Origin of the sequence: Micromonospora sp. DT46 (assembly GCF_049841735.1) — a bacterium.
Taxonomy (GTDB): domain Bacteria; phylum Actinomycetota; class Actinomycetes; order Mycobacteriales; family Micromonosporaceae; genus Micromonospora; species Micromonospora reichwaldensis.
This window is the reverse complement of sequence record NZ_JBNCKW010000002.1, coordinates 320,909-346,074: the sequence shown is the minus strand read 5'-3', so window position 1 is coordinate 346,074 and position 25,166 is coordinate 320,909. Positions and strand designations below refer to the sequence as shown.

Genomic DNA, 25,166 nt, shown 5'->3' with positions numbered 1-25,166 from the left:
GCTGCTGATGCCAGGTCAACAGCGCCGTGGCGGCGGGTCCGGTGGCAACGAGGGTGGTCGCCGCGACAACCGCCGTGAGGGCGGCCGCGGAAACGCGCCCGTCGAGAAGACCCCGCACCTCGAGCGGGTCGTCGCGATCAACCGCGTCGCCAAGGTCGTGAAGGGCGGTCGTCGCTTCAGCTTCACCGCCCTGGTGATCGTGGGCGACGGCGACGGCACCGTCGGTGTGGGCTACGGAAAGGCCAAGGAGGTGCCCGCGGCGATCGCCAAGGGCGTCGAGGAGGCCAAGAAGCACTTCTTCAAGGTGCCGCGGATCGCCGCGTCGATCCCGCACCCGGTGACGGGTGAGGCCGCGGCCGGTGTGGTGCTGCTCAAGCCGGCGTCCGCCGGTACGGGTGTCATCGCCGGTGGCCCGGTGCGTGCCGTGCTGGAGTGCGCGGGTATCCACGACGTGCTCTCCAAGAGCCTCGGTTCGTCGAACCCGATCAACATCGTGCACGCCACCGTGGCGGCGCTGAAGGGGCTCGAGTCCCCCGAGGCCGTCGCCGCCCGTCGTGGCCTGCCGGTCGAGGACGTCGCGCCGGCCGCCATGCTGGCGTCGCGGGCGGGGGTGGCTTCCTGATGGCTCGCCTGAAGGTCACCCAGGTCCGGTCCGGGATCGGGACCAAGCAGAACCAGCGTGACTCGCTGCGTTCGCTCGGTCTCAAGCGGATCAACGACGTGGTGGTCAAGGAGGACCGTCCGGAGATCCGCGGCATGATCTTCACGGTCAACCACCTCGTGAAGGTCGAGGAGGTCGAGTAATGACGATCAAGGTCCACCACCTGCGCCCGGCGCCCGGTGCCAAGACCGCGAAGACCCGTGTGGGTCGCGGTGAGGGCTCCAAGGGCAAGACCGCCGGTCGCGGTACCAAGGGTTCCAAGGCCCGCAAGAACATCTCGGCGGCGTTCGAGGGTGGGCAGATGCCCATCCACATGCGCCTGCCGAAGATGAAGGGCTTCAAGAACAAGTTCAAGGTGGTCTTCCAGGTGGTCAACCTGGACCGGCTCGCCGAGCTGTTCCCGAACGGCGGCCAGGTCGGCCCGCTCGAGCTGGTCGAGGCCGGCGCGGTCCGCAAGGGCCACCCGGTCAAGGTCCTCGGCACCGGGGACCTGGGCGGGGTCGCTCTCCAGGTGTCGGCGCACGCGTTCAGTGCGTCGGCCAAGGAGAAGATCACCGCCGCCGGTGGCTCCGTCACCGAGCTGTAAGGGCTGCACGATCCAAGGCGCCCGCTCAGTTCTCGAAACTGGGCGGGCGTCATGGTCTGCCTGGCATGTGTGCGCCGGGTAACATCGGATTCGGTTTATGTAGCCGGGCACATCTGCCCGGACGGGGATCGGGCTGTTAGAGTCCCTTCCCAGCCATGGATATCGGGCACTCGCCCGGCACCCAACCCGCCCCGCCAGGGATCACCGGCGGCCCGCCTCGCGCAGGAGGAAGAAGTTGCTGTCCGCCTTTCTCAGTGCGTTCCGTACGCCTGACCTGCGCAAGAAGCTGCTGTTCACAGTAGGCATCATCGCGGTCTACCGGCTCGGGGCGACGCTGCCCAGCCCGGGTGTCTCGTACGGCAACGTCCAGAAGTGCATCGACGCCATGGAGAACGGCTCCACGGGCGTGATGAACCTGCTCAACCTCTTCTCCGGCGGCGCGCTGCTGCAGCTCTCGGTCTTCGCGCTGGGCATCATGCCCTACATCACAGCGTCGATCATCCTGCAGCTGCTGACGGTGGTGATCCCCCGGCTGGAGCAGCTCCGCAAGGAGGGCCAGTCCGGCCAGGCGAAGATCACCCAGTACACCCGCTACCTGACCCTGGGCCTGGGTGTCCTCCAGGCGTCGGCGTTCGTGGCGCTGGCCCGCTCCGGGCAGCTCTTCAACAACCAGTGCGACCAGTTCCCGATCATCCCCGAGGGGACCGGGATCCCGGACTGGCTGACCCTCAGCCTCCTGGTCATGACGATGACCGCCGGCACCGGCGTGGTGATGTGGCTCGGTGAGCTGATCACCGACCGCGGCGTCGGCAACGGCATGTCCGTCCTGATCTTCACCTCGATCGCCGCCCGGCTCCCCAGCGAGGGCTGGCAGATCAAGCAGACCGGTGGCTGGGGCAAGTTCCTCCTCGTCATCGCGCTGGTCCTGGTGGTCATCACCGCGGTCACCTTCATCGAGCAGGCGCAGCGCCGGATCCCGGTGCAGTACGCCAAGCGCATGATCGGCCGGCGGATGTACGGCGGCACCTCGACCTACATCCCGCTGAAGGTCAACCAGGCGGGTGTCATCCCGGTCATCTTCGGCTCCTCGCTGCTCTACCTGCCCCAGCTGGCGCTGCAGTTCTTCGACCAGAACAACCCGGGCAAGACGCAGGCGTGGATCCAGAACAACCTGGTGGACCCGACCAGCCCGATCTACATCGCGGTCTACTTCCTGCTGATCATCTTCTTCACGTACTTCTACGTCTCGATCACGTTCAACCCGACCGAGGTCGCGGACAACATGAAGAAGTACGGCGGCTTCGTGCCGGGCATCCGCCCGGGCAAGCCGACCGCCGACTACCTCGACTTCATCCTCAGTCGGATCACGCTGCCGGGCGCCCTCTACCTGGGCATCATCTCGATCCTGCCGAACTTCTTCTTCATCTGGCTGGACAAGCAGCAGTACCTGAACTTCCCGTTCGGCGGCACCGCTGTGCTGATCATGGTCGGCGTCGGTCTGGAGACCACGAAGCAGATCGAGAGCCAACTCATGCAGCGGAACTACGAAGGGTTCCTGCGGTAGATGAGACTCGTTCTGGTTGGCCCGCCGGGTGCGGGCAAGGGCACGCAGGCCGAGTTCATCGCCGCGCACCTCTCGGTCCCGAAGATCTCGACCGGCGACATCTTCCGGTCGAACGTCTCGCAGGGCACCCCGCTCGGCGTCGAGGCGAAGCGCTACATGGACGCCGGTGAGCTGGTGCCCGACGAGGTCACCATCAACATGGTGCGGGACCGGCTCGCCGAGCCGGACGCCTCCGAGGGCTTCCTGCTCGACGGCTTCCCGCGCACGACGCCGCAGGCCGCCGCGCTGGACAAGCTCCTCGCCGACCTGGGCACCGCGCTGGACCTGGTGCTGGAGCTGGTCGTCGACGACGACGAGGTGATCCGGCGGCTCTCCGGTCGGCGTACCTGCCGGGGGTGCGGCAAGATCTGGCACGTCGAGTTCGACGCCACCTCGCGTGACGGCATCTGCGACCGGTGCGGCGCCGAGCTGTTCCAGCGCGACGACGACAAGCCGGAGACCATCGCCACCCGCCTGCGCGAGTACGCGGACAAGACCGCGCCGCTGGTCGACTACTACGGCGCCCAGGGCAAGCTGGTGGGCATCGACGCCACCGGCCCGGTGGAGGACGTCACCGTCCGCGCCATCGACGCCCTGCGCTCGTACGGCGGCTGACGTCCCGCCGGGGTCCGGCGGATAGAGTGCGAAGAGCGGGGTACGCCTGACGTGCCCCGCTCTTCGGCATCTGCAACGAAAGGTAACGGCTCCATGCGTCGTCCCCAGCTGGACATCCAGCTGAAGACCCCTGACCAGATCGAGAAGATGCGGGCCGCCGGGCTGGTGGTCGCCGAGGCGCTGCGTCGGATGCGGGAGGCGGTTGCCCCAGGGGTCAGCACCGCCGACCTGGACGCCATCGCCGAGTCGACCATCCGCGAGGCCGGTGCCGCCCCCTCCTTCAAGGGCTACCACGGCTTTCCCGCGTCGATCTGCTCGTCGGTCAACGAGCAGGTCGTGCACGCCATCCCGTCGGCGCGGCAGGTGCTCCGCGACGGGGACATGATCTCCATCGACTGCGGTGCGGTGCTCGACGGCTGGCACGGCGACGCCGCCATCACCGTCGGGGTGGGCGAGGTCGAACCGGCGCTGCTGAAGATGGCGGCGGTGGCCGAGGACGCCATGTGGGCGGGCATCGCCGCAGCCGCCCGCGGCGCGGCCAGCGGCAAGGGCCGCCTCACCGACATCTCGCACGCCGTCGAGGACGCGGTCCGCAAGGGCGGGCGGTACGGCATCGTCGACGGCTACGGCGGGCACGGCATCGGCACCGAGATGCACCAGGACCCGCACGTGCTCAACCACGGGCGGCCGGGCAAGGGTCCGCGTCTGGTGCCGGGCATGGCGCTGGCCATCGAGCCGATGATCACGATGGGCTCGCCCCGGACGGTCGAGCTCTCCGACGGCTGGACCGTGATCACCCGGGACCGGTCGATGGCGGTGCACGTCGAGCACACGATGGCATTGCTCCCGGACGGCGTCTGGGTGCTGACCGCGCCGGACGGCGGGCGCGCCCGCCTGGGCGAGCTGGTCACCTCCCGGCAGCCCGCGGACTCGCCGGCTCGCTGAGCCCCAGCAGCGCTCCGCCGGGCGCCGCATCCCGTCCTCCCGCCCTCTGAGGCACGCACCAGCCGCCCAAGGGGCCGGAGGGCGACGTGCCTCAAGGGCCTGGACGGCGACCGCATCGAGGGCCTCGACGGCGACCGCCCCAGGGCCCGGATGGTGACCGCACCGAGGGCCTGGACGGCGATGCGGACCGAGGGCCCGAGGGCGACCGCACCGAGGGCCTCGACGGCGACTCGACCCGAGGGCCCGGACGGCGACCGCCCACAGGGACCGGAGGGCGACCGCACCGAGGGCCGGAGTCGCGGGGCCCGGCTGCGCGATGCCGGACCGGCACGAGTCGGGGCTCCGACGCGCCGCCGCCTCGACCGCCGGCCGGGGCGCCCGCCCGGGTCCCGGACGCGCAGCGGCGGGAGGGGCAGCGGCTGGTGGAGCGGTGGCATGCTTGCGGGCATGGAGGGACGCGACGGGATGCGGGCCGCTGACGCCGACCGCCAGGCGGTGGCGGAGCGGCTGCGGGTGGCCGTCGACGAGGGCCGGCTGGACCTGCACGAGTACGACGAGCGGTTGCAGCGGGCGTACGCCGCGCGCACCTACGGCGAGCTGGACGCGCTGGTGATCGACCTGCCGGCGCCGGCGTCCCCGGCGGCGTCGGAGCTCGCCACGCGGCCGGAGACCGTCCCGTCGCCGGCGGAGGGTGTCCGGTCGTCGGCGACCTCGTCCGTGACGGCCCGGTGGCTGGCCGAGGTCTGGCTGCCGTACCTGCGGGTGGTCGCGATCACGGTGACCATCTGGGCGGTGACGTCCGCGCTCTCCACGGACCTGCTCTACTTCTGGCCCGTCTGGGTGGCCGGGCCGTGGGGAGGGGTGCTCGTGGTGCGCACGGTCGCCGGTCTCGTCAGCGGGGAGCCGCGGCGGGAGGCTGAGCAGCGGGAGCGACGGCGCGAGCGCCGCCGGGCCAAGCGGGCGCGCAAGCGGGAGCTGCCTGCCGCCGAGGAGGGGCACCGGAGCCCGGTGGGGGAGCTGCCGGCGGCCCAGCGGGAGGGCCGGCCCGGCGGGGCCGACGCCGAGGTGTGAATGGCCCGTTCCGTCCGGTTCGACGCACCGATTCCCGGCCGGTTTGGCGACGGCCCGCAGGCGGGCGTACACTTTCTGATCGGCGCACAGCGTCCACTCCGGCATGCCCACCCTGCGCTTCGGTGGGAGTCGGAGCCGCGGCTGGCGCGGGCAAGCTGATCTTGATCGGTGGCCCGTGTAAGACGTTGTGGGCCGTCCGGAGTAACCGACGTCAGGACAGCGGAGGACATGCCGAAAAAAGACGGAGCCATCGAGATCGAGGGTCGGGTCATCGAGCCCCTGCCGAACGCCATGTTCCGGGTGGAGCTCGCGAACGGCCACAAGGTGCTGGCTCACATCAGCGGCAAGATGCGGCAGCACTACATCCGCATCCTGCCGGAGGACCGGGTCGTCGTCGAACTCTCGCCGTACGACCTGACCCGCGGGCGCATCGTCTACCGCTACAAGTAAGCCTGACGGCGGCCGGGACGTCCCCGTGTCCGTCTTCGACGTCCGGTGTCGCGCCTCGGCGCGTCGTCGGGCCAGATGGGAAGTAAGGCAACCGTGAAGGTCAAGCCGAGCGTCAAGAGGATCTGCAACAAGTGCCGGGTCATTCGCCGGCACGGCCGGGTCATGGTCATCTGCACCGACCCGCGCCACAAGCAGCGCCAGGGCTGAACCAGTTCCGGCCGGCCGTGTGACAACGGTCGGTCGAAATCGGTCCGGGCCGCAGATCCAGACACCGAATCACATGCTCGTCCCAGCCGCGGGCGGTGCGCGTCGCGTACCTCATCGTGGTTGACCCCCGGTCGGAGGCCGGGGCCCGCTCGGGCAGCGACCGACCTGGTCGCCGGCGCACGACGCCGGTGGCGGAACGGTCGGTAGCGGGGTGGGACGGGTCCACACCTCCGCCAGAACATCACGAGGAGTACGCCCGCACATGGCACGTCTAGTCGGCGTCGACCTCCCCCGCGAGAAGCGGATGGAGATCGCGCTCACCTACATCTTCGGCGTGGGTCGCACCCGGGCCCTGGAGACGCTCTCTGCCACCGGCATCTCGCCGGACAAGCGCGTCCGGGACCTCACGGACGAGGAGCTGGTCCAGCTCCGTAACCACATCGAGGGCAACTACAAGGTTGAAGGCGACCTGCGCCGCGAGGTCGCCGCTGACATCCGCCGCAAGGTCGAGATCGGCTGCTACGCGGGTATCCGGCACCGCCGGGGCCTGCCCGTGCGTGGCCAGCGGACCAAGACCAACGCGCGGACCCGCAAGGGCCCGAAGCGGACCGTGGCCGGCAAGAAGAAGCCCGGCAAGAAGTAGGACGTAAACCGGAATCCGGGTCTATGTCGGATCGAGGCAGGCCCGGATCTCGCGGTCCGTTCCGGAAAGTCAACTAGGAGCGCACAGACTTATGCCACCGAAGGCTCGTGCCGGAGCCGCTGTCAAGAAGGTCCGGCGCAAGGAACGCAAGAACGTCGCCCACGGGCAGGCGCACATCAAGAGCACCTTCAACAACACCATCGTGTCGATCACCGACCCGACCGGTGCGGTCATCTCCTGGGCCTCCTCGGGCCAGGTGGGCTTCAAGGGCTCCCGCAAGTCGACCCCGTTCGCCGCGCAGCTGGCCGCCGAGGCCGCCGCGCGTCGGGCGATGGAGCACGGCATGCGCAAGGTCGACGTGTTCGTCAAGGGACCCGGCTCCGGCCGGGAGACCGCCATCCGTTCGCTGCAGGCAGCCGGGCTCGAGGTCGGGCAGATCGCCGACGTCACGCCGCAGCCGCACAACGGGTGCCGTCCGCCGAAGCGTCGCCGGGTCTGAGAGGTTAGAGAGAGATGGCTCGTTACACCGGTGCTGACTGCCGCCGTTGCCGGCGGGAGAAGATGAAGCTGTTCCTCAAGGGCAGCAAGTGCGATGGTCCGAAGTGCCCGTTCGAGTCCCGGCCGTTCCCGCCCGGGCAGCACGGCCGCGGCCGCACGAAGGAGACGGAGTACCTGCTCCAGCTCCGTGAGAAGCAGAAGGCCCGCCGCGTGTACGGCGTGCTGGAGAAGCAGTTCCGCGGCTACTACGAAGAGGCCGTGGGCAAGAAGGCCAAGACCGGTGAGGTTCTCCTGCAGATCCTCGAGTCGCGGCTGGACAACGTGGTCTACCGGGCTGGCTACGCCCAGTCCCGGGACATGGCCCGCCAGCTCGTCAAGCACGGTCACTTCACCGTGAACGGCAAGAAGGTCGACATCCCGTCGTTCCGCGTCAAGGAGCACGACATCATCGAGGTCCGGGGCAAGAGCAAGGAGCTCACCCCGTTCATCGTCGCGCAGGCTCAGGCCGGCTCGAAGTCGGTTCCGGCGTGGCTGGAGGCTATCCCCAGCCAGATGAAGGTGCTCGTGCACTCGCTCCCGGCCCGCCAGGTCATCGACACGCAGGTCCAGGAGCAGCTGATCGTCGAGCTCTACTCCAAGTAGTCGGAGCTCGTTGCGGTGGCCCGCCCTTCCGGGGCGGGCCACCGGAACACTTTGTCGTGGGCGTCATATGGCGGGCGCCCCGGAAGAGAAGAGAAGACATGCTCATCAGCCAGCGACCGACTCTCTCCGAGGAGTCGATCAACGAGACCCGGTCCCGGTTCACCATCGAGCCGCTGGAGCCGGGCTTCGGGTACACCCTGGGCAACTCGCTGCGGCGCACGCTGCTGTCGTCGATCCCGGGTGCGGCGGTCACCTCGATCAAGATCGACGGCGTGCTGCACGAGTTCACCACGATCCCCGGTGTCAAGGAGGACGTGGTCGAGCTCGTCATGAACATCAAGGAGCTCTGCGTCAGCTCCGAGCACGACGAGCCGGTCAGCATGTACCTGCGCAAGCAGGGCCCGGGCGACGTGACGGCGGGCGACATCCAGCCGCCGGCCGGCGTCTCGGTGCACAACCCGGACCTGAAGCTCGCCACCCTCAACGGCAAGGGCCGGCTCGACATGGAGCTGACCGTCGAGCGGGGTCGCGGCTACGTCACGGCGGCGCAGAACAAGCAGGCCGGCGCCGAGATCGGCCGGATCCCGGTCGACTCGATCTACTCGCCGGTGCTGAAGGTGACGTACCGCGTCGAGGCGACCCGTGTCGAGCAGCGGACCGACTTCGACCGGCTGATCATCGACGTCGAGACCAAGCCGTCGATGGGCCCGCGTACCGCGCTGGCCTCCGCCGGCTCGACGCTGGTGGAGCTGTTCGGTCTGGCCCGGGAGCTGGACGAGACCGCCGAGGGCATCGACATCGGGCCGTCCCCGCAGGACGCCCAGCTCGCGGCCGACCTGGCGCTGCCGATCGAGGAGCTGGACCTGACCGTCCGCTCCTACAACTGCCTCAAGCGCGAGGGCATCAACTCCGTTGGTGAGCTCATCGGGCGTACCGAGGCCGACCTCCTCGACATCCGCAACTTCGGTCAGAAGTCGATCGACGAGGTCAAGATGAAGCTCGCCGGGATGGGTCTGGGGCTGAAGGACTCGGCCCCGAACTTCGACCCGGCGCACGTCGTGGACGCCTTCGGCGAGGCCGACTACGACACCGACGACTATCGCGAGACCGAGCAGCTCTAGTCCGCGCTGCCGCCACACCTGAGGAGCACCAAGCATGCCCACGCCCACCAAGGGCCCCCGCCTCGGCGGCAGCCCCGCGCACGAGCGGCTGATGCTGGCCAACCTGGCCACTGCGCTGTTCCAGCACGGCAAGATCAAGACCACCGAGACGAAGGCCCGGCGGCTGCGTCCGCTGGCCGAGCAGCTCATCACCAAGGCCAAGCGCGGCGACCTGGCGTCCCGCCGGCGGGTGCTGGGCGTCGTCAAGGACAAGGACGTGGTCTACGCCCTGTTCGACCAGATCGCCCCCCGGTTCGCCACCCGCAACGGTGGCTACACCCGGATCGTGAAGACCGGTCCGCGCAAGGGTGACAACGCGCCGATGGCGATCATCGAGCTGGTCGAGGAGCTTCAGGTCGCCGAGCCGAAGGCGAACAAGAAGACCGCCGCCCGCAAGGCCGCGCAGCAGGACAAGGTCGAGGCGCTCGCCCCGGCCGAGGAGGCCCCGAAGTCGAACTCGGGCGACCAGGACGCCGAGGCGCCCGTGTCGGCGTCCGGCGACACCGCCGCCGCCCGCGAGGACAGCGACGAGGCCGGCGAGAACGACAAGGCCTGATCCAGGCCACCGTCGGGCCCGGCACCCCTCGTGGGGTGCCGGGCCCGACCCCGTGAGGCGGAGGTACGAGTGGACGAGCGCACCCGGCTGCGGCTGGACGTCGCGTACGACGGGTCGGGCTTCTCCGGCTGGGCCGCCCAGCCCACCCGGCGCACGGTCGCCGGGGTGCTCGTGGAGACCCTCGACCTGGTCCTCGGCGCGGGTACGGCGACCGGCCTGACCGTGGCGGGCCGCACCGACGCCGGGGTGCACGCCACCGGGCAGGTCTGCCACCTCGACCTGCCGGCCGCCGTGTGGCGGGAGCACGACGGACGGCTGCTGCGCCGACTGGCCCGGCTGCTCCCCACCGACGTCCGGGTACGCGCGATGGCCGAGGTGCCCGCCGACTTCGACGCCCGGTTCTCGGCTACCTTCCGCCGCTACGAGTACCGCGTGACCGACGCGCCGTGGGGCGCCGAGCCGCTGCGCCGGCACGAGATCCTGGCCTGGCCGAAGCCGCTCGACCTGACCGCGCTGAACGCCGCCGCCGCCGGGCTGGTGGGGGAGCACGACTTCGCCGCGTACTGCCGGCGCAAGGAGAACGCCACCACGCTGCGCGAGGTGACCCGGCTGGACTGGCGGCGGGACCCGGACGGGATCCTCGTGGCCACCGTGCAGGCCGACGCGTTCTGCCAGGCGATGGTGCGCAGCCTCGTCGGCGCCATGCTGGTCGCCGGCGACGGGCGCCGGCCGGTCGAGTGGCCGGGCAGCCTGCTCGTACACCGGGAACGCTCCAGCGAGGTGACCGTGGCACCGGCGCACGGGCTGACCCTGGTCGCCGTCGGCTACCCCGAGGACCCGGCCGAGTACGCCCACCGCGCCGAGGCGACCCGCCGGCTGCGCGTACCCGTGGAGGGCTGACCGCCCGGGGCCTGCCTCCCGGCACCCGGCAGAGCATCGTCGAGCGTCAAGGAGTGGAAGCCGTGCAGGAACCTCGCCGTGGACGGGACCTCGGCATCGTCGTCGGGACGCTGCCGACGGGACCGCTGAACGCCGTCACCGACGTGCCCGGCGTGCGGGTGGGCCACACCACGCTGGTCGAGGGGGACAGCATCCGCAGCGGGGTGACGGCGATCGTCCCGGACCAGTTGACCGACCGTCGGTCGCTGCCGGCGGGGCTGTTCGTGGGCAACGGGCACGGCAAGATGGTCGGCTCGACCCAGGTGGCCGAGCTGGGCGAGATCGAGACGCCCGTGGTGCTGACCGCGACGCTGTCGACGTTCCGGGCCGCGGACGCGCTGGTCACGTACATGCTCGGGCAGCCGGGCCGGGAGACGGCCGAGTCGCTGAACCCGGTGGTGGCGGAGACCAACGACGGGTTCCTGTCCGACATCCGGGCCCGGCCGGTGCGGGAGCAGCACGTCCTCGCGGCGCTGGCGGAGGCCCGCGGCGGACTGCCAGCGGAGGGTGCCGTCGGCGCCGGTACGGGCACGGCGGCCCTCGGCTTCAAGGCCGGCATCGGCACGTCCTCGCGGCTCGCCACGACCTCCCGTGGCGCCGTCACCGTCGGTGTGCTGGTGCAGTCCAACTTCTCCGGCCTGCTACAGGTGTGCGGGGTGCCGATCCGGCCCGAGCAGGTGGGAGTGCCGAGCCTGTCGCTGCCGGTCCGGCCGGAGCAACCGGGGAACTCCTGCGTCATCGTGGTCGCCACGGACGGCCGTCTCGACGCGCGGCAGCTGGGTCGGGTGGCCCGCCGGGCCATCTTCGCCATGGCGCGGGTCGGTTCGGACTTCGCCGGGGGCAGCGGCGACTACGCCCTGGCGTTCTGCACCGCCGACACGCAGGCACCGACGGCGCCGGAGTCAGACCTGGAGCCGGTCTTCGCGGCGGTACTGGAGGCCACGGAGGAGGCACTGCTGAACTCGCTGTTCATGGCGCGCACCACCGTCGGAGTCAAGGGGCGGGTCAGGTACGCGGTTCCGCACGACCGGATGCTCGACCTGTTACGGGCACACCGGGTCGAGCTCCGGGCATAGGCGGCCGGTGGCGGGACGCGGAACGGGCACGCGGCCGTGGCCCACGTACCCGTTGCGCACGCTCGCCGTCGCGGCCCGGTCAGTCGCCCCCGTCCTGCCTGCCGGTGTCGCTCGCGCCCTCGTCGGTCGGCTGGCCGGCCGTGCCGCCGTCCGCCCGGCGCTCCAGCACGCCCCGGTTGAGGTGCAGCTCGATCATGTCGAAGAGGATCTCCCGGGCCTTCGTGTCGCCGGACCTGATCGTCTCGCCGTCGCTGCGGGTGACCACCGCGTACGCGAGGTAGTGGCCGCGCACCTGCCAGCCGACGCGGGCCGGCGCGGTGGCGATCACCGCGCTCTCCTCGTCGGCCGCCATGCCCAGGAACCGGCCCTCGCGCTCGTCGAGCAGCAGCCGGATCCGGTCCCGGGCCCGTTCGGCGTTGGCCCGGTCGGTCAGGTTGAACAAGCCGGTGGTGACGAGGTGGCCGCCGTCGGGCGTCCGCAGCGTGGCCCGGACCACCTGGGTGCAGCCGAGGCGAACCAACAGGTCGGCGACCTCACCGGTGGCCGCCACCGCGCAGGCGGCGCTGGACTGGCTCTTCAACACCTTGTAGGCGGGCTCCCCGTCCGCGACGACGAGCTGCTTGCCGGGGAAGAGTTCCTTGGCGGTCAGCGGCGCCTGGTCGGTGTCCCGCGAGTCGAGCGGCTGCGCCCCGACGCCGGCGGACTCGGCCGCCTCCGGTCGGGACGTGGGCGTGTTCTGCGGCGTCCCGTTGCGCTCGGCCAGCAGGGCGGCGGCACCGAGGCCGCAGAGCGCCAGCAGCGCGAGGACGGCCGCGCCGCCGACCACGACCTGCCACAACCTGCCGCCGCCACCCCGCTGCGACCGCCCGGCTGAGGGCGGCGGCTCGACCGGCGCGGCCGGCTCGACCTGCGGAGAGGGCTCGGCCGGCGGAGGAGGCTCGACCGGCGCGGGCGGCCGGGCCGGCGACACCTGCGCCGCGGCCCGGACCGGTTCCGGCGCGGTGGCGGGCGGCGGCGACACCTGCGCCGCGGCGCGGACCGGTTCCGGCGCGGCGGAGGGCAGCGCGATCCGGTTGGCACGGGGCAGCGACGGCGTCGGGAAGCGGGACGGGGAGGGGCCGGCCGGGGGAGGCGGACCGGCACCGAGCACCGGCCCGTCGGACCCGGGCTCCGGGTACTCCATGAATGCGTCCTCATCGGACTCGTACCGATACACCATGCCGCCCAGAGTAGGAGGCATTGTCCCTTTAGGTGCGAATAATGGGAAATTGTGGGCGGAGTCGTTTCGGCTCGTGTTGGGGATCCGCGCCGCGGGGCCTGTGTCGAGCAGGGTCGCGCCCGCCTGCCGGGTCCGCGCCGGCGTGGCGCGCCTGTGCCGGGCCGTGCCGTGGCGCGCCTGTGCCGGGCCGTGCCGGGTCCGCGCTGGCGTGGCCGGCGGCGGTGCGAGAATTGCCGACGTGACCGGCGAACACTACTTCACCGCTGAACCCACGACCGCCGCCAACCCGCGCGAGGTCGAGTTCTCCGTCGCCGGCCGCGACTACACCCTGGCCTCCTCCGCCGGCGTCTTCTCCGCCGCCCGCCTCGACCCCGGCACGGCGGTGCTGCTGCGCAAGGCCGACCTGCCGTCCGCCGGGTCCACCGGCGCCCTGCTCGACCTCGGCTGCGGCTTCGGCCCGATCACCTGCGTACTCGCCAGTTCCGCCCCCACGGCGACCGTGTGGGCCGTCGACGTCAACGAACGGGCCCGGGAACTCACCGCGGCCAACGCCGCCCGGGTCGGCGCGACCGACCGGGTACGCGTCGCCGCGCCGGACGACGTACCCGCCGAGCTGACCTTCGCGGAGATCTGGTCCAACCCCCCGATCCACGTCGGCAAGGACGAGCTGCACGCGATCCTGCTGCGCTGGCTGCCCCGGCTCGCCCCGGACGGCGTCGCCTGGCTGGTGGTGGCCCGCTATCTCGGCGGGGACTCGTTGCAGCGCTGGCTGGTCGAGCAGGGCTGGCAGGTGGGGCGCCACGCCAGCCAGAAGGGCTACCGGGTGCTGCGGGTCACCCGGTAATTGATTGGGCCGCCCGGCCCGTGCTCGGGCAGGATGCCGACGTGGGATACGTGGACGTGGCAGCGGTCGGGCACATCCTTCCCGACGGCCGGGAGCTCTTCTCCGACGTGTCGTTCCGGGTCGGTGAGGGTGCCAAGGTGGCCCTGGTCGGGCCGAACGGCGCGGGCAAGACGACGTTGCTGCGGATGGTCGCCGAGGACCTGCCGGTGAAGACCGGCGCGATCGCGCGCGCCGGCGGGCTGGGCGTGATGCGCCAGTTCATCGGGATGATCGGCGACGAGTCGACGCTGGCCGACCTGGCCCTGTCGCTGGCCCCGCCCGTGCTGCGCGACGCCGGCCGCCGGCTGGTCGAGACCGAGGAGGCCATGCGCGCCGCCGAGGTCCGCGGCAAGTACAGCACCGCCGCCGGCAAGGCCCAGCTGGCGTACGCGGACGCGCTCGCGGCCTGGGGCGAGGTCGGCGGGTACGACGCCGAGGTGCTCTTCGACACGGTCGCCACCATCGTGCTCGGTCTGCCCTGGGAGAGCGCCCGGGAACGACCCGTCCGGACCCTCTCCGGCGGCCAGCAGAAGCGCTTCGCCCTCGAACTGCTGCTGCGCGGCCCCGACGAGGTGCTGCTCCTCGACGAGCCGGACAACTTCCTCGACGTGCCCGGCAAACGGTGGCTGGAAGGGCGGCTGCGGGAGTCGACCAAGTCGGTGCTCTACGTCTCGCACGACCGGGAACTGCTCGCCCAGACCGCCGACCGGGTGGTCGCCGTGGAGGGCGGCAGCGCCTGGGTGCACCCGGGCGGCTTCGCGAGCTGGCACTCCGCCCGGCTGGCCCGGCACGCCCGCCTCGACGAGCTGCGCAGGCGGTGGGACGAGGAACACCAGAAGCTGCGCGAGCTGATGCTGATGTACAAGCAGAAGGCCGCGTACAACGACGGGCTGGCGTCGCGCTACCAGGCCGCGCAGACCCGGTTGCGCAAGTTCGAGGAGGCCGGGCCGCCGCCCGTACCGCCGAAGGACCAGGACATCCGGATGCAGCTCACCGGCGGGCGGACCGGCAAGCGCGCGGTGATCTGCGACCAGCTGGAGCTCGACGGCCTGACCTTCCCGTTCGACCTGGAGATCTGGTACGGCGACCGGGTCGCGGTGCTCGGCGCCAACGGCACGGGCAAGTCGCACTTCCTGCGGCTGCTCGCCCGGGGCGGCACCGACCCCGACCCGGCCAACGGGCCGGTCGACGGCGCCGCCGCGCTCGCGCCGGTGGTGCACGACGGGGTGGCCCGGCTCGGCGCGCGCGTGCGCCCCGGGCACTTCTCGCAGACCCACGACCGGCCGGAACTGATGACGAAGACCCTCGTCGAGATCCTCTGGCGGGGCGACGAGCACCGGACCGGCATGGACCGGCACGCCGCGATGGCGGCGCTGAGCCGGTACGAGCTGGCGGGGCAGGGCGACCAGCGCTTCGGCACGCTCTCCGGCGGTCAGCAGGCGCGCTTCCTGGTGCTGCTGCTGGAGCTCTCCGGCGCGACGCTGCTGCTGCTCGACGAGCCCACCGACAACCTCGACCTGGCCTCGGCGGAGGCGCTGGAGGCCGGGCTGACCGCGTTCGAGGGGACCGTGGTGGCGGTGACCCACGACCGCTGGTTCACGCGCACCTTCGACCGGTTCGTGCTCTTCCGGGGCGACAACGAGGTGGTGGAGACACCGGAGCCGGTCTGGGACGTGGCGTGATCCCCACCGACCTGGCCGACCGCCTCTGCGCCGTCGACGGGGTCGTCGCCGTCGCGCTCGGCGGCAGCCGGGCCCGCGGCGAGCACCGGCCCGACTCCGACTGGGACCTCGGCCTCTACTACCGGGGCGAGCTGGACGTGCCGGGGCTGCGCGCCGTCGCCGCCTCGGTGGCCGACGAGGCGGTCGAGCTGACCCCGCCCGGTGGGTGGGGCCCCTGGGTCGACGGCGGCGGATGGCTGCGGGTCGGCGGGGCGGCCGTCGACTGGATCTACCGCGACCTCGACCGGGTGCACCGGATCTGGGCCGACTGCCGGGCCGGCCGCTACGAGGTCGGCGTGCAGGCCGGGCATCCGCTCGGCTTCTACTCACCCGCCTATGCCGGCGAGGTGGCGTACTGCCGGGTGCTCGGCGACCCGACCGGTGAGCTGACCGCGCTGCGGGAGGAGACGCTCGCGTACCCGCCCGCCCTGGCCGACGCGCTGACCGCCGGCGGCTGGGAGGCCCGCTTCCTGATCGGCGGCGCGGCCAAGGCCGCCGTGGCCGGCGACAGCGGGTACGTGGCCGGCTGCCTGTTCCGGGTGGTCGGCGTACTCGCCCAGGTGCTGCACGCCCGGGCCGGGCGGTGGCTGGTCAACGAGAAGGGCATGATCGCCTCCGCCGGGCGGCTGCCGGGCGCGCCGCCCGACTTCACCGGGCGGGCGCAGGCGCTGCTGGGCGGGGTCGGGCACACGCCGGACGAGCTGGCCGGCACGCTCGCCGCCGCGCGCCGGCTCGTCGCCGACGTGCTCGACTGACGGTCCGCCAATCCGCCGGCCCTCGCCGATCCGCCGGTCCCCGCCGGCCTGCTGCCCGCTTCGAGGTACACGGTGCGCGCCGGGCTGGCGGGCATAGGGTGGATCACGTGACTGAGATGACCTACCGCCGGTTGGGCGACTCCGGGCTCGTGGTGTCCGTGGTCGGCATCGGCTGCAACAACTTCGGCCGCAAGCTCGACCTCGACGGCACCCGGGCGGTGGTCGACGCCGCGCTCGACGCCGGGATCAACTTCTTCGACACCGCCGACATCTACGGAGAGCCGCAGGGCGGCTCCGAGGAACTGCTGGGCCAGGCGCTCAAGGGCCGGCGCGACGACGTGGTGGTGGCCACCAAGTTCGGCATGGACATGAACGGGATGAACGGCCCCGACTTCGGCGCCCGGGGCGCCCGCCGCTACATCGCCCGGGCGGTGGAGGCGTCGCTGCGCCGGCTCGGCACCGACCACATCGACCTCTACCAGATGCACGAACCCGACCCGGGCACCCCGATCGACGAGACGCTCGCCGCGCTCGACGACCTCGTCCGCGCCGGCAAGGTCCGCTACCTGGGCAACTCCAACTTCGCCGGCTGGCAGATCGCCGACGCCGACTGGGTGGCCTCGTCGAACGGCCGATCCCGGTTCATCAGCGCACAGAACCACTACAGCCTGCTGGAGCGCGGCGCCGAGGCCGAGGTGGTGCCGGCGTGCGAGCGCTTCGGCCTCGGGCTGCTGCCGTTCTTCCCGCTCGCCAACGGGCTGCTCACCGGCAAGTACAAGCGCAACGAGGCCCCGCCGGCCGGCAGCCGCCTCGCCGGTGGCGGCCGGTACGCCCAGCGGCTCGCTGCCGCCGACTGGGACACCATCGAGGCGATCGAGGCGTACGCCGCCGAGCGCGGACTGTCGATGCTCCAGGTGGCCATCGGCGGGCTGGCCGCCCAGCCGGCGGTGACCTCGGTGATCGCCGGCGCCACCACGCCCGAGCAGGTACGCGCCAACGCGGCGGCGGGCACCTGGCAGCCCACCGACGAGGACCTCGAAGCCCTGCGCGCGACTTTCTGAGCCACGTCGACGCCGTCCGGGCGCCGCAGCACTGCGGCACCGGGGGCGGTGCGGCACCGGTGGCGGTGCGCTACCCGTCGCCCGGCGACCGTTGGCTGTGGGGTCTGTGGGTGGCTGAGTGGAACGTCACGGGTGTCACCGGGCCTCGGAGACACCCGCCATGTTCCACCGATGCCGATGCCGATGCCGGTGCCGGTGCCGGTGCCGGTGCCGGTACCGGTGGCGGGGGCGGGGGCGGGGGCGGTGCCCGGGGGCGGGGCAGACCCCTACCGCACCCGTCGGTGGAACGTCATGGGCGTCAAGGGGCGGTGGAGGCACCCATGGTGCTCCACCGGCCGGCCACCCGGCCTACCGGCCGGTTGCCGGGGTGGCTGGTTGGCCGTGGCTTGGCGGCGAGGGGTCAGGCGGAGGGGTGGCGCTCGCGGAGGGCCTGGCTCACCAGGGCGACGGTGCGGGTGGGGTGTCGGAGCACGTCGTCGGCGGTGAAGCGAAGGACGATCCAGCCGGCCGCGCGCAGGGCGTTCAGTCGGGCGACGTCCTGGCGGAAGTGGGCGCGCTCGCGGTGGTGGTCGCCGTCGTACTCGACCGCGACGCGCAGGGTCGGCCACGCCAGGTCCACCCGGCCGACGAAGCGCCCGTCGGCGTTACGAACGTCGTGCTGGGCGATCGCGGGTGGCAACCCCGCGTCGAGCAGGAGCAGCCGTAGGCGGGTCTCCATCGGGGACTCGGCCAGCGGCTCCGCTAGCGCCAGGATTTTCCGCAGCAGGGGCAGGCCGGGCCAGCCGGGCCGTGCGTCGGCGTACGCGCGTAGTGCGGCGAGTTGCACCACCCGGCGGTGCAGCAGCGCGTCAACGGCGACCAGGGCCTCGTCCCGAGGGGCCTGGCGGCCCAGGTCGAAGGCGGTGCGCAGGGGAGTGGTGACGGGCAGCCCGCCGAGGCGGGTGCGATCGGAATCCGGCACCACCGACCGGTTCACCCGAAGACGGGGGTGGGCGCGCATCCGCGCGGCGCGTGGCAGCAGCACGGTGACCGGCGCGTCCCGGCGAAGCAGGTCGACGCCCCACAGGTACGCGGCGCTGCGGCCGGCGATCGCCCCGCCGACCGGCAGCGACAGTGCGACCGCGTCGCACCACATCCGGTGGTCGTCCGCCCGATAGCCGTCACGGTGCACGTGGACGTCGGGCAGGAGGCGCTGCCAGGACGGCCCGCGCAGCATCGTCCGGGTCAGGAGGCCGTCGGCGATCGCGGCGCTGGCCCGGAACGGCAGGAAGGCCAGGCAGGGTGGTACCCGGGCGGCGGAGGGCATCCGGACAGCATCGCGTGACGGGACGGTCACGCGCCGCCCCGCCCATCGGGTTCGGGCGGTCGATGTGAAATCCGCGTCCTGACCTTGGCGGATCCGGCGATCCGTCGTACGGTGACACCCGCAAGTGACCCACGGGAGCCCGGTGGACCGGGCTGAGAGGGGGGCTGTCAGCCCCCGACCGTCGAACCTGATCCGGGTAATGCCGGCGCAGGGAGGAGTGTTGCCGTGCCGTCCCTCGGGCGACTGCATCTCATCACCGACACCCGACCCGGGCGGGACCCGCTCACCGTGCTGCGGGCCGCCCTTGCGGTGGCCCGCGCGGAACTGGTCGTACAGGTCCGCGTGGAGGACGACGCCACCGACCGGGAGGCGTACGACCTGACCCGTCGGGTGGTCGCGCTCTGTGCCCCGTACGACGTCACCTGCCTGGTGAACGACCGGCTGCACGTGGCGCTGGCGGCCGGTGCCGCCGGTGGGCACGTCGGCGCGGAGGACCTGCCGGTCGGGGCGGCCCGCGGGGTGCTCGGCGCGACCGCCGTGCTCGGCGCCACCGCCCGCGAGCCGGGGACGGCCGCCGAGGCGGTCGCCGCCGGGGCCAGCTACCTGGGCGTGGGCCCCTGCCACGCCACCGGCACCAAGACGGGGCTGCCGGCGCCGATCGGCCCGGCCGGGGTACGCGCCGTCGCCGACGCCGTGGACGTGCCGGTCGTCGCGATCGGCGGCGTGACCGCCGCGCGGGTGCCCGCGCTGCTGGCCGCCGGGGCGTACGGGGTGGCGGTGGTGGGGGCGCTCTCCGGGGCGGCGGATCCGGGTCGGGCGACGGCGGAGCTGCTGGGAGCGCTGGGGTGCTGAACCGACCGGACGTCGCCGTGGTGGGGGCGGGACCGGTCGGGCTGGCGATCGCCTGGCGCTGCGCGCAGCGCGGACTGCGGGTCGTCGTGCACGATCCCGCCCCGGGCTCCGGCGCGTCCCACGTCGCCGCCGGGATGCTCGCCCCGGTCGCCGAGGCGTACTTCGGCGAGCACGAGCTGACCGGGCTGCTGACCGCCTCCGCCGCCCGCTGGCCGGCGTTCGCCGCCGAGCTGACCGCCGCCGCCGGCGTGGACATCGGCTACCGGACCGAGGGCACGCTGATGGTCGGGCTGACCGCCGACGACCTGGCCGAGGCGCGGCGGCTGTGGGCGTACCAGCAGGGGATCGGGCTGCCGGTGACGCCGCTGCGCCCCACGGCGCTGCGGGACCGCGAGCCGGCGCTGGCACCCCGGGTGCGCGGCGGCGCGCTCGCCGAAACCGACCACCAGGTCGACCCGCGCCGGCTCGTGCCCGCGCTGCGCACGGCCGCCGAGCGGGCCGGCGCCACGCTGGTGCCCGCCGCCGTGCGCTCCCTGTCCGACGTGGACGCCGCGGTCACCGTGGTCGCGGCCGGCTGCGGCGCGGCGGCCCTGACGGGGCTGCCCGTGCGGCCGGTGAAGGGGCAGGTGGTCCGGCTCCACGCGCCCGGCGGCGGCGCGCCGGGCTTCCGGCACGTCATCCGGGGGTACGCCGACGGCGAGCACGTCTACCTCGTGCCCCGCGCCGACGGGGAGGTGGTGGTGGGCGCGACCGTCGAGGAGCGCTCCGACACCGACGTGTCCGCCGGGGCGGTGCTGCGCCTGCTCCGCGCCGCCGTCGACCTGCTGCCCGAGCTGGCCGAGTACGACCTGGTGGAGACACTCGCCGGCCTGCGCCCCGGCACCCCCGACAACGCCCCGATCCTCGGCCCGCTGCCCGGCCGGCCCGACGTGGTCGCCGCCACCGGACACCACCGGCACGGCATCGTGCTCACCCCGGTCACCGCCGACCTGATCGCCGAGCTGGTCGTCACGGGTGCGGCGGACCCACTGCTCGCCCCCTTCACCCCGGCCCGGTTCCCGCCGCCGGTGGCCGGTGTGCCGCCGGCAGCAGGGCTCCGCGACCCGCAGCAGCGGCCCGGGCAGCCGGCGCCGGGGTCCGGCGCGACGCGGGCGGCCGGGTCGGGGCCGGTGGTGGGCGCGACGCCGGCGACCGGTGCGGTGCCGGTGGCCGGGGCGATGCGGGCGTCCGGCGGGGAACCGGGCGTCATGGCCGCCGATGGTCGGTCCGGCCCCCTGTCGACCGAGGAGGAGCACACGTGGAACTGACGGTGAACGGTGCCGGGCGCAGCCTGCCCGGCGGCTCGACCGTGGCGGACCTGGTCCGCGCGGTCACCGACCAGCAGCGCGGCCTCGCCGTCGCGGTCAACGGGGAGGTGGTGCCGCGTACGGGCTGGCCGGCGACCGTGCTGCGCGACGGTGACCGCGTCGAGGTGCTCAGCGCCGCCCAGGGCGGGTGACGCGGTGAGCTTCGACCTGGGCGGCGTGAGCTTCACGTCCCGGCTGATCCTCGGCACCGGCGGCGCGGCCAACCTGCGCGTGCTGGAGGACGCCATCCGTGCCTCCGGCACCGAACTGGTCACCCTGGCCCTGCGCCGCGTCGACACCGCCCCCGGCACGGCCGGCGGGCTGCTGGACCTGCTCGACCGCTGCGGCGTACGGCTGCTGCCGAACACCGCCGGTTGCTACACGGCGGGCGAGGCGGTCAAGGTGGCGCACTTGGCCCGGGAGGCGTTCGGCACGGACTGGGTGAAGCTGGAGGTGATCGGCGACGAGCGCACGCTGCTGCCCGACGGGGTGGAGCTGCTGCGCGCCGCCGAGGAACTCGTCGACGACGGGTTCGTCGTGCTGCCGTACACGTCGGACGACCCGATCCTGGCCCGGCGGCTGGCCGACGTCGGCTGCGCGGCGGTGATGCCGGCGGGCGCGCCGATCGGCTCCGGCCTGGGTGTGTCGAACCCGCACCACATCCGGCTGATCCGGCAGAGCGTCGACGTGCCGGTGATTCTGGACGCCGGCATCGGCACCGCCTCGGACGCCGCGCTGGCCATGGAGCTGGGCTGCGACGCGGTGCTACTCGCCAGCGCGGTCACCCGCGCCGCCGACCCGGTGGCGATGGCCACCGCGATGCGGTACGCGGTCGAGGCGGGCCGGCTCGCGTACGGGGCGGGTCGGATCGCCCGGCGTTTCCACGCGCTCGCCTCCACCCCGGACGAGGGACGGCCGGACCTGTGACCCGCCCCGCCCCCGGCCCCGGCCCCGGTTGCGCTTCGCCCCCGGCCGCCGCGCCGGCTCCGGGCGCTGTTTCGGCGGCGGCTTTGGATCTTGGTAGGGAAGAGCCCCTGGAGGGGCCCGAACCTACCAAGATCTCGGGCGGGCCGGCCGGCGTCCTGCTGCTGACCGACCGGCGGCAGGCTCGGCGGCCGTTGGCCGAGGTCGTGGCGGGGGCGGTGGCCGGGGGAGTGCGCTGGGTGGTGCTGCGGGAGAAGGACCTCCCGCGGGCCGAGCGCGCTGCCCTCGCCGCCGAGCTGCGCGCGATCCTCGCCGAGGCGGGCGGCACCCTGATCGTCGCCGGCCCCGACCCGCTCGGCGGCGCTGCGGTGCACCTGCCGTCGGCAGGGCCGTACCCGCCGCCGCGCCTCGGCCTGGTGGGCCGCTCCTGCCACGGCCGGGCGGAGCTGGCGCGACTGACCACCGAGGACTACGCGACCCTCTCGCCCGTCTATCCGACCAGCACCAAGCCCGGCTACGGCCCACCCCTGCGCCCGGACGGGCTCGGCACGCTGATCCGGCACAGCCCCGTGCCGGTCCTGGCGCTCGGCGGAGTGCAGAGCCCGGACCAGGTGGCCGCCTGCGTCGAAGCGGGAGCCGTCGGCGTGGCGGTGCTCGGCGCGATCATGCGCGCCGACGACCCCGAGGTGGCAGCCGCCACCCTCACAGCAGCCACCGACGCGGCGAGCCGGACCCGGCACGACAGCCCAGATCCTTCCGACGCGGCGGACCAGACCCGGCACGACAGCACAGATCCTCTCGATGGGGCGAGCCGGACCCGGCGCGGCAGCTCGGATCCTGCTGGGACGACGCGCAGGCGGCGGGACCGCACGGAGGTCTCCGGGACGGGGCTGCGGCCGACCGTGCCCACGGAGGGATCAAGCCTGACCGCCCGGAGTGGGCACGGTCGGCCGCAGCCCTCAACTGCAACTACCGCGCAGGCCCGGCGCGAGATCCCGTACGCCATGACGGAAGAGGAACGATGACCCCGACGACCGTGCTCACCATCGCCGGCTCCGACTCAGGCGCGGGTGCCGGCATCCAGGCCGACCTGAAGGTCTTCGCGGCCCTCGGCGCGTACGGCACCAGCGTGCTCACCGCGGTCACCGCGCAGAACACGAGGGGCGTCGACGCCGTGCTGCCGCTGCCGCCGCGCACCGTCACCGAGCAGCTCGACAGCGTGCTCGCCGACTTCACCGTCCGCGCCGTCAAGACGGGGGTGCTCGGCACTCCGGCGGTCGCCGACGCGGTGGCGGACGCCGCCAGGGACGGCCGGCTGCCGCACCTCGTCGTCGATCCGGTGCTCGTCGCCACCAGCGGGCACCGGCTGGGCGTGGTCGCCGCCGTGGAGCGGCTGCTGCCGTACGCGCAGGTGGCGACGCCGAACTGCGCGGAGGCCGCAGCCATCACCGGACGCCCGGTGACCACGGTCGAGGAGATGGTGGCCGCCGCCGAGGCGCTGGCTGCCGGCGGGCCGGCGCACGTGGTGGTGACCGGCGGCGACGTGGACGCCGACGGTGAGGCGGTCGACGTGCTGCATGGGGGCGGCGTCACCACCCTGCTGCGCGCGCCGCGGGTCGACACCCGGCACAGCCACGGCACCGGGTGCTCGTTCTCGGCGGCGATCACGGTGCGGCTGGCGCTCGGCGACGAGGTGCCGACGGCGGTCGCCGCCGCCAAGGAGTACGTCCTCCGCGCGCTGACCGGCGCGCGGCACTGGGAGCTGGGCGCGGGACGCGGCCCGCTGGACCACTTCGGCTGGTCCGCTTGACCACCAGGGAGGCTGTCATGCAGGCACGTCGCAAGGTGTACGTGGAGGGGTCCCGGCCGGACGTGCGGGTGCCGTTCGCCGAGGTGGAACTGACCGGTGACAACCCGCCGCTGCGGCTCTACGACACCTCCGGCCCCGGCTCCGATCCGGAGGTGGGGCTGCCGCCGCTGCGTGCGGGGTGGATCGCCGAGCGCGGCGACGTCGCACCGGTGCGGGGCGCGGGCACCCCGCTCGCGGGCGCGGACGGCCGCCGCCCCACCCAGCTCGCGTACGCGCGGGCCGGCGTGGTGACGCCGGAGATGGAGTTCGTGGCAGTGCGGGAGGGGATGGCCCCGGAGTTCGTCCGGGACGAGATCGCCGCCGGACGGGCCGTGCTGCCGCTCAACGTCAACCACCCCGAGTGCGAGCCGGCCATCATCGGCAAGGCGTTCCTGGTGAAGGTGAACGCCAACATCGGCACCTCGGCGGTCTCCTCGTCGGTCGCCGAGGAGGTGGAGAAGCTGACCTGGGCCACCCGGTGGGGCGCGGACACCGTCATGGACCTGTCGACGGGGAAGCGGATCCACGAGACCCGCGAGGCGATCGTGCGGAACTCGCCGGTGCCGATCGGCACCGTGCCGATCTACCAGGCGCTGGAGAAGGTCGGCGGCGACCCGGTGAAGCTGAGCTGGGAGGTGTTCCGGGAGACCGTGATCGAGCAGGCCGAGCAGGGCGTCGACTACATGACGGTGCACGCCGGGGTGCTGCTGCCGTACGTGCCGCTGGCGGTGGACCGGGTGACCGGGATCGTGTCGCGGGGCGGCTCGATCATGGCGGCCTGGTGCCTGGCGCACCACGAGGAGAACTTCCTCTACACGAACTTCGCCGAGCTGTGCTCGCTGCTCGCGCGCTACGACGTGACGTTCTCGCTCGGCGACGGGCTGCGCCCCGGCTCGATCGCGGACGCCAACGACGAGGCGCAGTTCGCCGAGCTGCGCACCCTGGGCGAGCTGACGAAGGTCGCCTGGGAGCACGACGTGCAGGTGATGATCGAGGGCCCCGGCCACGTGCCGATGCACAAGATCAAGGAGAACGTGGACCTCCAGCAGGAGTGGTGCCACGAGGCGCCGTTCTACACCCTCGGCCCGCTGACCACCGACATCGCCCCCGCGTACGACCACATCACGTCGGCGATCGGCGCGGCGATGATCGGCATGTTCGGCACCGCGATGCTCTGCTACGTGACCCCGAAGGAGCACCTGGGGCTGCCGGACCGCGACGACGTGAAGGCCGGCGTGATCGCGTACAAGATCGCGGCCCACGCGGCCGACCTGGCCAAGGGGCACCCGGGCGCGCAGGCGTGGGACGACGCGCTGTCCAGGGCGCGGTTCGAGTTCCGCTGGGAAGACCAGTTCAACCTGTCGCTGGACCCGGAGACCGCGCGCTCGTACCACGACGCGACGCTGCCGGCGGAGCCGGCGAAGACCGCCCACTTCTGCTCGATGTGCGGCCCGAAGTTCTGCTCCATGAAGATCACCCAGGAGCTGAAGGAGTACGCGGCGCGCGGCATGCAGGACAAGTCGGAGGAGTTCCTCTCCTCCGGCGGCCAGGTCTACCTGCCGCTCGCCTGAGCGGCGCGACCGGGCGTCCGGCGACGA

General features: G+C 72.9%; 28 protein-coding genes, 1 pseudogene and 1 riboswitch. Of the genes and pseudogenes, 27 read left to right on the top strand and 2 right to left on the bottom strand.

Annotated features, from left to right (window positions below; translation table 11 throughout):
* The first annotated feature begins 7 nt into the window (after nt 1–7).
* The 16 genes from rpsE (at nt 8) to ACLQ20_RS05765 (ending at nt 11,652) form a co-directional block, all read left to right on the top strand.
* Nucleotides 8–622, top strand: a complete 615-nt coding sequence (gene rpsE, locus ACLQ20_RS05840) for a 30S ribosomal protein S5 (RefSeq protein WP_132230907.1) — start codon at nt 8–10, stop codon at nt 620–622.
* Nucleotides 622–804 carry a 50S ribosomal protein L30 gene (gene rpmD / locus ACLQ20_RS05835; RefSeq protein WP_074314584.1) on the top strand — a complete coding sequence of 61 codons (183 nt, stop codon included), beginning with the start codon at nt 622–624 and terminating at the stop codon, nt 802–804. Before rpsE ends, rpmD begins: the two co-directional genes overlap by 1 nt.
* Nucleotides 804–1,247: a 50S ribosomal protein L15 gene (gene rplO, locus ACLQ20_RS05830; protein WP_121399885.1), complete on the top strand. Its 444-nt coding sequence runs from the start codon at nt 804–806 to the stop codon at nt 1,245–1,247. The genes rpmD and rplO overlap by 1 nt, the downstream gene beginning before the upstream one ends.
* Nucleotides 1,248–1,482: 235 nt before the next feature.
* Nucleotides 1,483–2,811, top strand: a complete 1,329-nt coding sequence (gene secY, locus ACLQ20_RS05825) for a preprotein translocase subunit SecY (protein ID WP_132230908.1) — start codon at nt 1,483–1,485, stop codon at nt 2,809–2,811.
* Nucleotides 2,812–3,465, top strand: coding sequence for an adenylate kinase (locus tag ACLQ20_RS05820; RefSeq protein ID WP_151453332.1), 654 nt, complete (start codon nt 2,812–2,814; stop codon nt 3,463–3,465).
* Nucleotides 3,466–3,558: 93 nt separating this feature from the next.
* Nucleotides 3,559–4,410: a type I methionyl aminopeptidase gene (gene map, locus ACLQ20_RS05815; RefSeq protein WP_151453333.1), complete on the top strand. Its 852-nt coding sequence runs from the start codon at nt 3,559–3,561 to the stop codon at nt 4,408–4,410.
* 447 nt (nt 4,411–4,857) lie between these two features.
* Entirely contained in the window at nt 4,858–5,481 is a 624-nt protein-coding gene (locus tag ACLQ20_RS05810; protein WP_425854467.1) for a DUF1707 SHOCT-like domain-containing protein, read from the top strand.
* A gap of 228 nt (nt 5,482–5,709) precedes the next feature.
* Nucleotides 5,710–5,931, top strand: coding sequence for a translation initiation factor IF-1 (infA, locus tag ACLQ20_RS05805; protein ID WP_007073013.1), 222 nt, complete (start codon nt 5,710–5,712; stop codon nt 5,929–5,931).
* A 93-nt stretch (nt 5,932–6,024) separates the two neighbouring features.
* Nucleotides 6,025–6,138, top strand: a complete 114-nt coding sequence (rpmJ, locus tag ACLQ20_RS05800) for a 50S ribosomal protein L36 (protein ID WP_012184307.1) — start codon at nt 6,025–6,027, stop codon at nt 6,136–6,138.
* Between the two features lie 262 nt (nt 6,139–6,400).
* Nucleotides 6,401–6,781 (top strand): 30S ribosomal protein S13, encoded by a 381-nt coding sequence (rpsM, locus tag ACLQ20_RS05795; RefSeq protein WP_088998365.1) that lies wholly within the window; start codon nt 6,401–6,403, stop codon nt 6,779–6,781.
* 91 nt (nt 6,782–6,872) lie between these two features.
* On the top strand, nt 6,873–7,280 hold the full coding sequence (gene rpsK / locus ACLQ20_RS05790) for a 30S ribosomal protein S11 (RefSeq protein ID WP_020513613.1): 408 nt from the start codon (nt 6,873–6,875) through the stop codon (nt 7,278–7,280).
* A gap of 14 nt (nt 7,281–7,294) precedes the next feature.
* Nucleotides 7,295–7,921: a 30S ribosomal protein S4 gene (gene rpsD, locus ACLQ20_RS05785; protein ID WP_327029600.1), complete on the top strand. Its 627-nt coding sequence runs from the start codon at nt 7,295–7,297 to the stop codon at nt 7,919–7,921.
* A gap of 98 nt (nt 7,922–8,019) precedes the next feature.
* A complete protein-coding gene (locus ACLQ20_RS05780) occupies nt 8,020–9,042 on the top strand; it encodes a DNA-directed RNA polymerase subunit alpha (protein WP_013735931.1) in 1,023 nt (340 codons plus the stop codon).
* 34 nt (nt 9,043–9,076) lie between these two features.
* Nucleotides 9,077–9,637 carry a 50S ribosomal protein L17 gene (gene rplQ, locus ACLQ20_RS05775; protein ID WP_132230911.1) on the top strand — a complete coding sequence of 187 codons (561 nt, stop codon included), beginning with the start codon at nt 9,077–9,079 and terminating at the stop codon, nt 9,635–9,637.
* Nucleotides 9,638–9,706: 69 nt separating this feature from the next.
* Nucleotides 9,707–10,537 carry a tRNA pseudouridine(38-40) synthase TruA gene (truA, locus tag ACLQ20_RS05770; protein ID WP_425854463.1) on the top strand — a complete coding sequence of 277 codons (831 nt, stop codon included), beginning with the start codon at nt 9,707–9,709 and terminating at the stop codon, nt 10,535–10,537.
* Nucleotides 10,538–10,599: 62 nt separating this feature from the next.
* Nucleotides 10,600–11,652, top strand: a complete 1,053-nt coding sequence (locus ACLQ20_RS05765; RefSeq protein WP_425854461.1) for a P1 family peptidase — start codon at nt 10,600–10,602, stop codon at nt 11,650–11,652.
* Between the two features lie 79 nt (nt 11,653–11,731).
* Here the strand turns inward: ACLQ20_RS05765 and ACLQ20_RS05760 are convergent, their stop codons facing one another.
* Complete coding sequence (locus tag ACLQ20_RS05760; RefSeq protein ID WP_425854459.1) at nt 11,732–12,871, bottom strand: hypothetical protein; 1,140 nt, start codon at nt 12,869–12,871, stop codon at nt 11,732–11,734.
* Between the two features lie 238 nt (nt 12,872–13,109).
* Between ACLQ20_RS05760 and ACLQ20_RS05755 the strand changes: the two genes are divergently transcribed.
* The 4 genes from ACLQ20_RS05755 to ACLQ20_RS05740 all read left to right on the top strand — a co-directional run bounded on the left by ACLQ20_RS05755 (nt 13,110) and on the right by ACLQ20_RS05740 (nt 17,291).
* Nucleotides 13,110–13,715 carry a class I SAM-dependent methyltransferase gene (locus ACLQ20_RS05755; RefSeq protein WP_425854458.1) on the top strand — a complete coding sequence of 202 codons (606 nt, stop codon included), beginning with the start codon at nt 13,110–13,112 and terminating at the stop codon, nt 13,713–13,715.
* 41 nt (nt 13,716–13,756) lie between these two features.
* Nucleotides 13,757–15,436, top strand: a complete 1,680-nt coding sequence (locus tag ACLQ20_RS05750) for an ABC-F family ATP-binding cassette domain-containing protein (protein ID WP_151457535.1) — start codon at nt 13,757–13,759, stop codon at nt 15,434–15,436.
* The gene (locus tag ACLQ20_RS05745; RefSeq protein WP_425854456.1) at nt 15,433–16,230 is read left to right on the top strand and encodes a nucleotidyltransferase domain-containing protein; all 798 of its coding nucleotides are present in this window, start codon (nt 15,433–15,435) and stop codon (nt 16,228–16,230) included. Before ACLQ20_RS05750 ends, ACLQ20_RS05745 begins: the two co-directional genes overlap by 4 nt.
* 98 nt (nt 16,231–16,328) lie before the next feature.
* Nucleotides 16,329–17,291: an aldo/keto reductase gene (locus ACLQ20_RS05740; protein WP_327029595.1), complete on the top strand. Its 963-nt coding sequence runs from the start codon at nt 16,329–16,331 to the stop codon at nt 17,289–17,291.
* A gap of 400 nt (nt 17,292–17,691) precedes the next feature.
* On the opposite strand, the gene ACLQ20_RS05735 is transcribed toward ACLQ20_RS05740, so the two are convergent.
* Entirely contained in the window at nt 17,692–18,597 is a 906-nt protein-coding gene (locus ACLQ20_RS05735) for a DUF559 domain-containing protein (protein ID WP_425854454.1), read from the bottom strand.
* Between the two features lie 122 nt (nt 18,598–18,719).
* A riboswitch (TPP riboswitch) is annotated at nt 18,720–18,828 on the top strand.
* Here ACLQ20_RS05735 and thiE point away from each other — a divergent pair.
* The 7 genes and pseudogenes from thiE to thiC all read left to right on the top strand — a co-directional run bounded on the left by thiE (nt 18,823) and on the right by thiC (nt 25,139).
* Complete coding sequence (gene thiE, locus ACLQ20_RS05730) at nt 18,823–19,449, top strand: thiamine phosphate synthase (protein ID WP_425854452.1); 627 nt, start codon at nt 18,823–18,825, stop codon at nt 19,447–19,449. It overlaps the preceding riboswitch by 6 nt.
* The gene (thiO, locus tag ACLQ20_RS05725) at nt 19,443–20,756 is read left to right on the top strand and encodes a glycine oxidase ThiO (RefSeq protein ID WP_425854451.1); all 1,314 of its coding nucleotides are present in this window, start codon (nt 19,443–19,445) and stop codon (nt 20,754–20,756) included. The genes thiE and thiO overlap by 7 nt, the downstream gene beginning before the upstream one ends.
* On the top strand, nt 20,747–20,947 hold the full coding sequence (gene thiS / locus ACLQ20_RS05720; protein WP_132230919.1) for a sulfur carrier protein ThiS: 201 nt from the start codon (nt 20,747–20,749) through the stop codon (nt 20,945–20,947). Before thiO ends, thiS begins: the two co-directional genes overlap by 10 nt.
* Before the next feature lie 4 nt (nt 20,948–20,951).
* Nucleotides 20,952–21,722 (top strand): thiazole synthase, encoded by a 771-nt coding sequence (locus tag ACLQ20_RS05715; protein WP_151457770.1) that lies wholly within the window; start codon nt 20,952–20,954, stop codon nt 21,720–21,722.
* Between the two features lie 131 nt (nt 21,723–21,853).
* Nucleotides 21,854–22,447: pseudogene (locus tag ACLQ20_RS05710) on the top strand (thiamine phosphate synthase); the annotation flags it as partial.
* Nucleotides 22,448–22,740: 293 nt separating this feature from the next.
* Nucleotides 22,741–23,529, top strand: coding sequence for a bifunctional hydroxymethylpyrimidine kinase/phosphomethylpyrimidine kinase (thiD, locus tag ACLQ20_RS05705; RefSeq protein ID WP_425854448.1), 789 nt, complete (start codon nt 22,741–22,743; stop codon nt 23,527–23,529).
* Nucleotides 23,530–23,546: 17 nt separating this feature from the next.
* On the top strand, nt 23,547–25,139 hold the full coding sequence (gene thiC, locus ACLQ20_RS05700) for a phosphomethylpyrimidine synthase ThiC (RefSeq protein ID WP_425854447.1): 1,593 nt from the start codon (nt 23,547–23,549) through the stop codon (nt 25,137–25,139).
* Nucleotides 25,140–25,166: the final 27 nt, after the last annotated feature.

Excerpts from the sequence above, each read along its gene's own strand:
- rplQ (WP_132230911.1), top strand. The coding sequence starts at position 9,077 with ATGCCCACGCCCACCAAGGGCCCCCGCCTCGGCGGCAGCCCCGCGCAC.
- infA (WP_007073013.1), top strand. The coding sequence starts at position 5,710 with ATGCCGAAAAAAGACGGAGCCATCGAGATCGAGGGTCGGGTCATCGAG.
- ACLQ20_RS05810 (WP_425854467.1), top strand. The coding sequence starts at position 4,858 with ATGGAGGGACGCGACGGGATGCGGGCCGCTGACGCCGACCGCCAGGCG.
- ACLQ20_RS05760 (WP_425854459.1), bottom strand. The coding sequence starts at position 12,871 with ATGGTGTATCGGTACGAGTCCGATGAGGACGCATTCATGGAGTACCCG.
- rplO (WP_121399885.1), top strand. The coding sequence starts at position 804 with ATGACGATCAAGGTCCACCACCTGCGCCCGGCGCCCGGTGCCAAGACC.
- thiD (WP_425854448.1), top strand. The coding sequence starts at position 22,741 with ATGACCCCGACGACCGTGCTCACCATCGCCGGCTCCGACTCAGGCGCG.
- rpsK (WP_020513613.1), top strand. The coding sequence starts at position 6,873 with ATGCCACCGAAGGCTCGTGCCGGAGCCGCTGTCAAGAAGGTCCGGCGC.
- ACLQ20_RS05780 (WP_013735931.1), top strand. The coding sequence starts at position 8,020 with ATGCTCATCAGCCAGCGACCGACTCTCTCCGAGGAGTCGATCAACGAG.
- rpsE (WP_132230907.1), top strand. The coding sequence starts at position 8 with ATGCCAGGTCAACAGCGCCGTGGCGGCGGGTCCGGTGGCAACGAGGGT.
- rpsD (WP_327029600.1), top strand. The coding sequence starts at position 7,295 with ATGGCTCGTTACACCGGTGCTGACTGCCGCCGTTGCCGGCGGGAGAAG.
- ACLQ20_RS05735 (WP_425854454.1), bottom strand. The coding sequence starts at position 18,597 with ATGCCCTCCGCCGCCCGGGTACCACCCTGCCTGGCCTTCCTGCCGTTC.
- rpmD (WP_074314584.1), top strand. The coding sequence starts at position 622 with ATGGCTCGCCTGAAGGTCACCCAGGTCCGGTCCGGGATCGGGACCAAG.
- rpsM (WP_088998365.1), top strand. The coding sequence starts at position 6,401 with ATGGCACGTCTAGTCGGCGTCGACCTCCCCCGCGAGAAGCGGATGGAG.
- map (WP_151453333.1), top strand. The coding sequence starts at position 3,559 with ATGCGTCGTCCCCAGCTGGACATCCAGCTGAAGACCCCTGACCAGATC.
- thiC (WP_425854447.1), top strand. The coding sequence starts at position 23,547 with ATGCAGGCACGTCGCAAGGTGTACGTGGAGGGGTCCCGGCCGGACGTG.
- ACLQ20_RS05820 (WP_151453332.1), top strand. The coding sequence starts at position 2,812 with ATGAGACTCGTTCTGGTTGGCCCGCCGGGTGCGGGCAAGGGCACGCAG.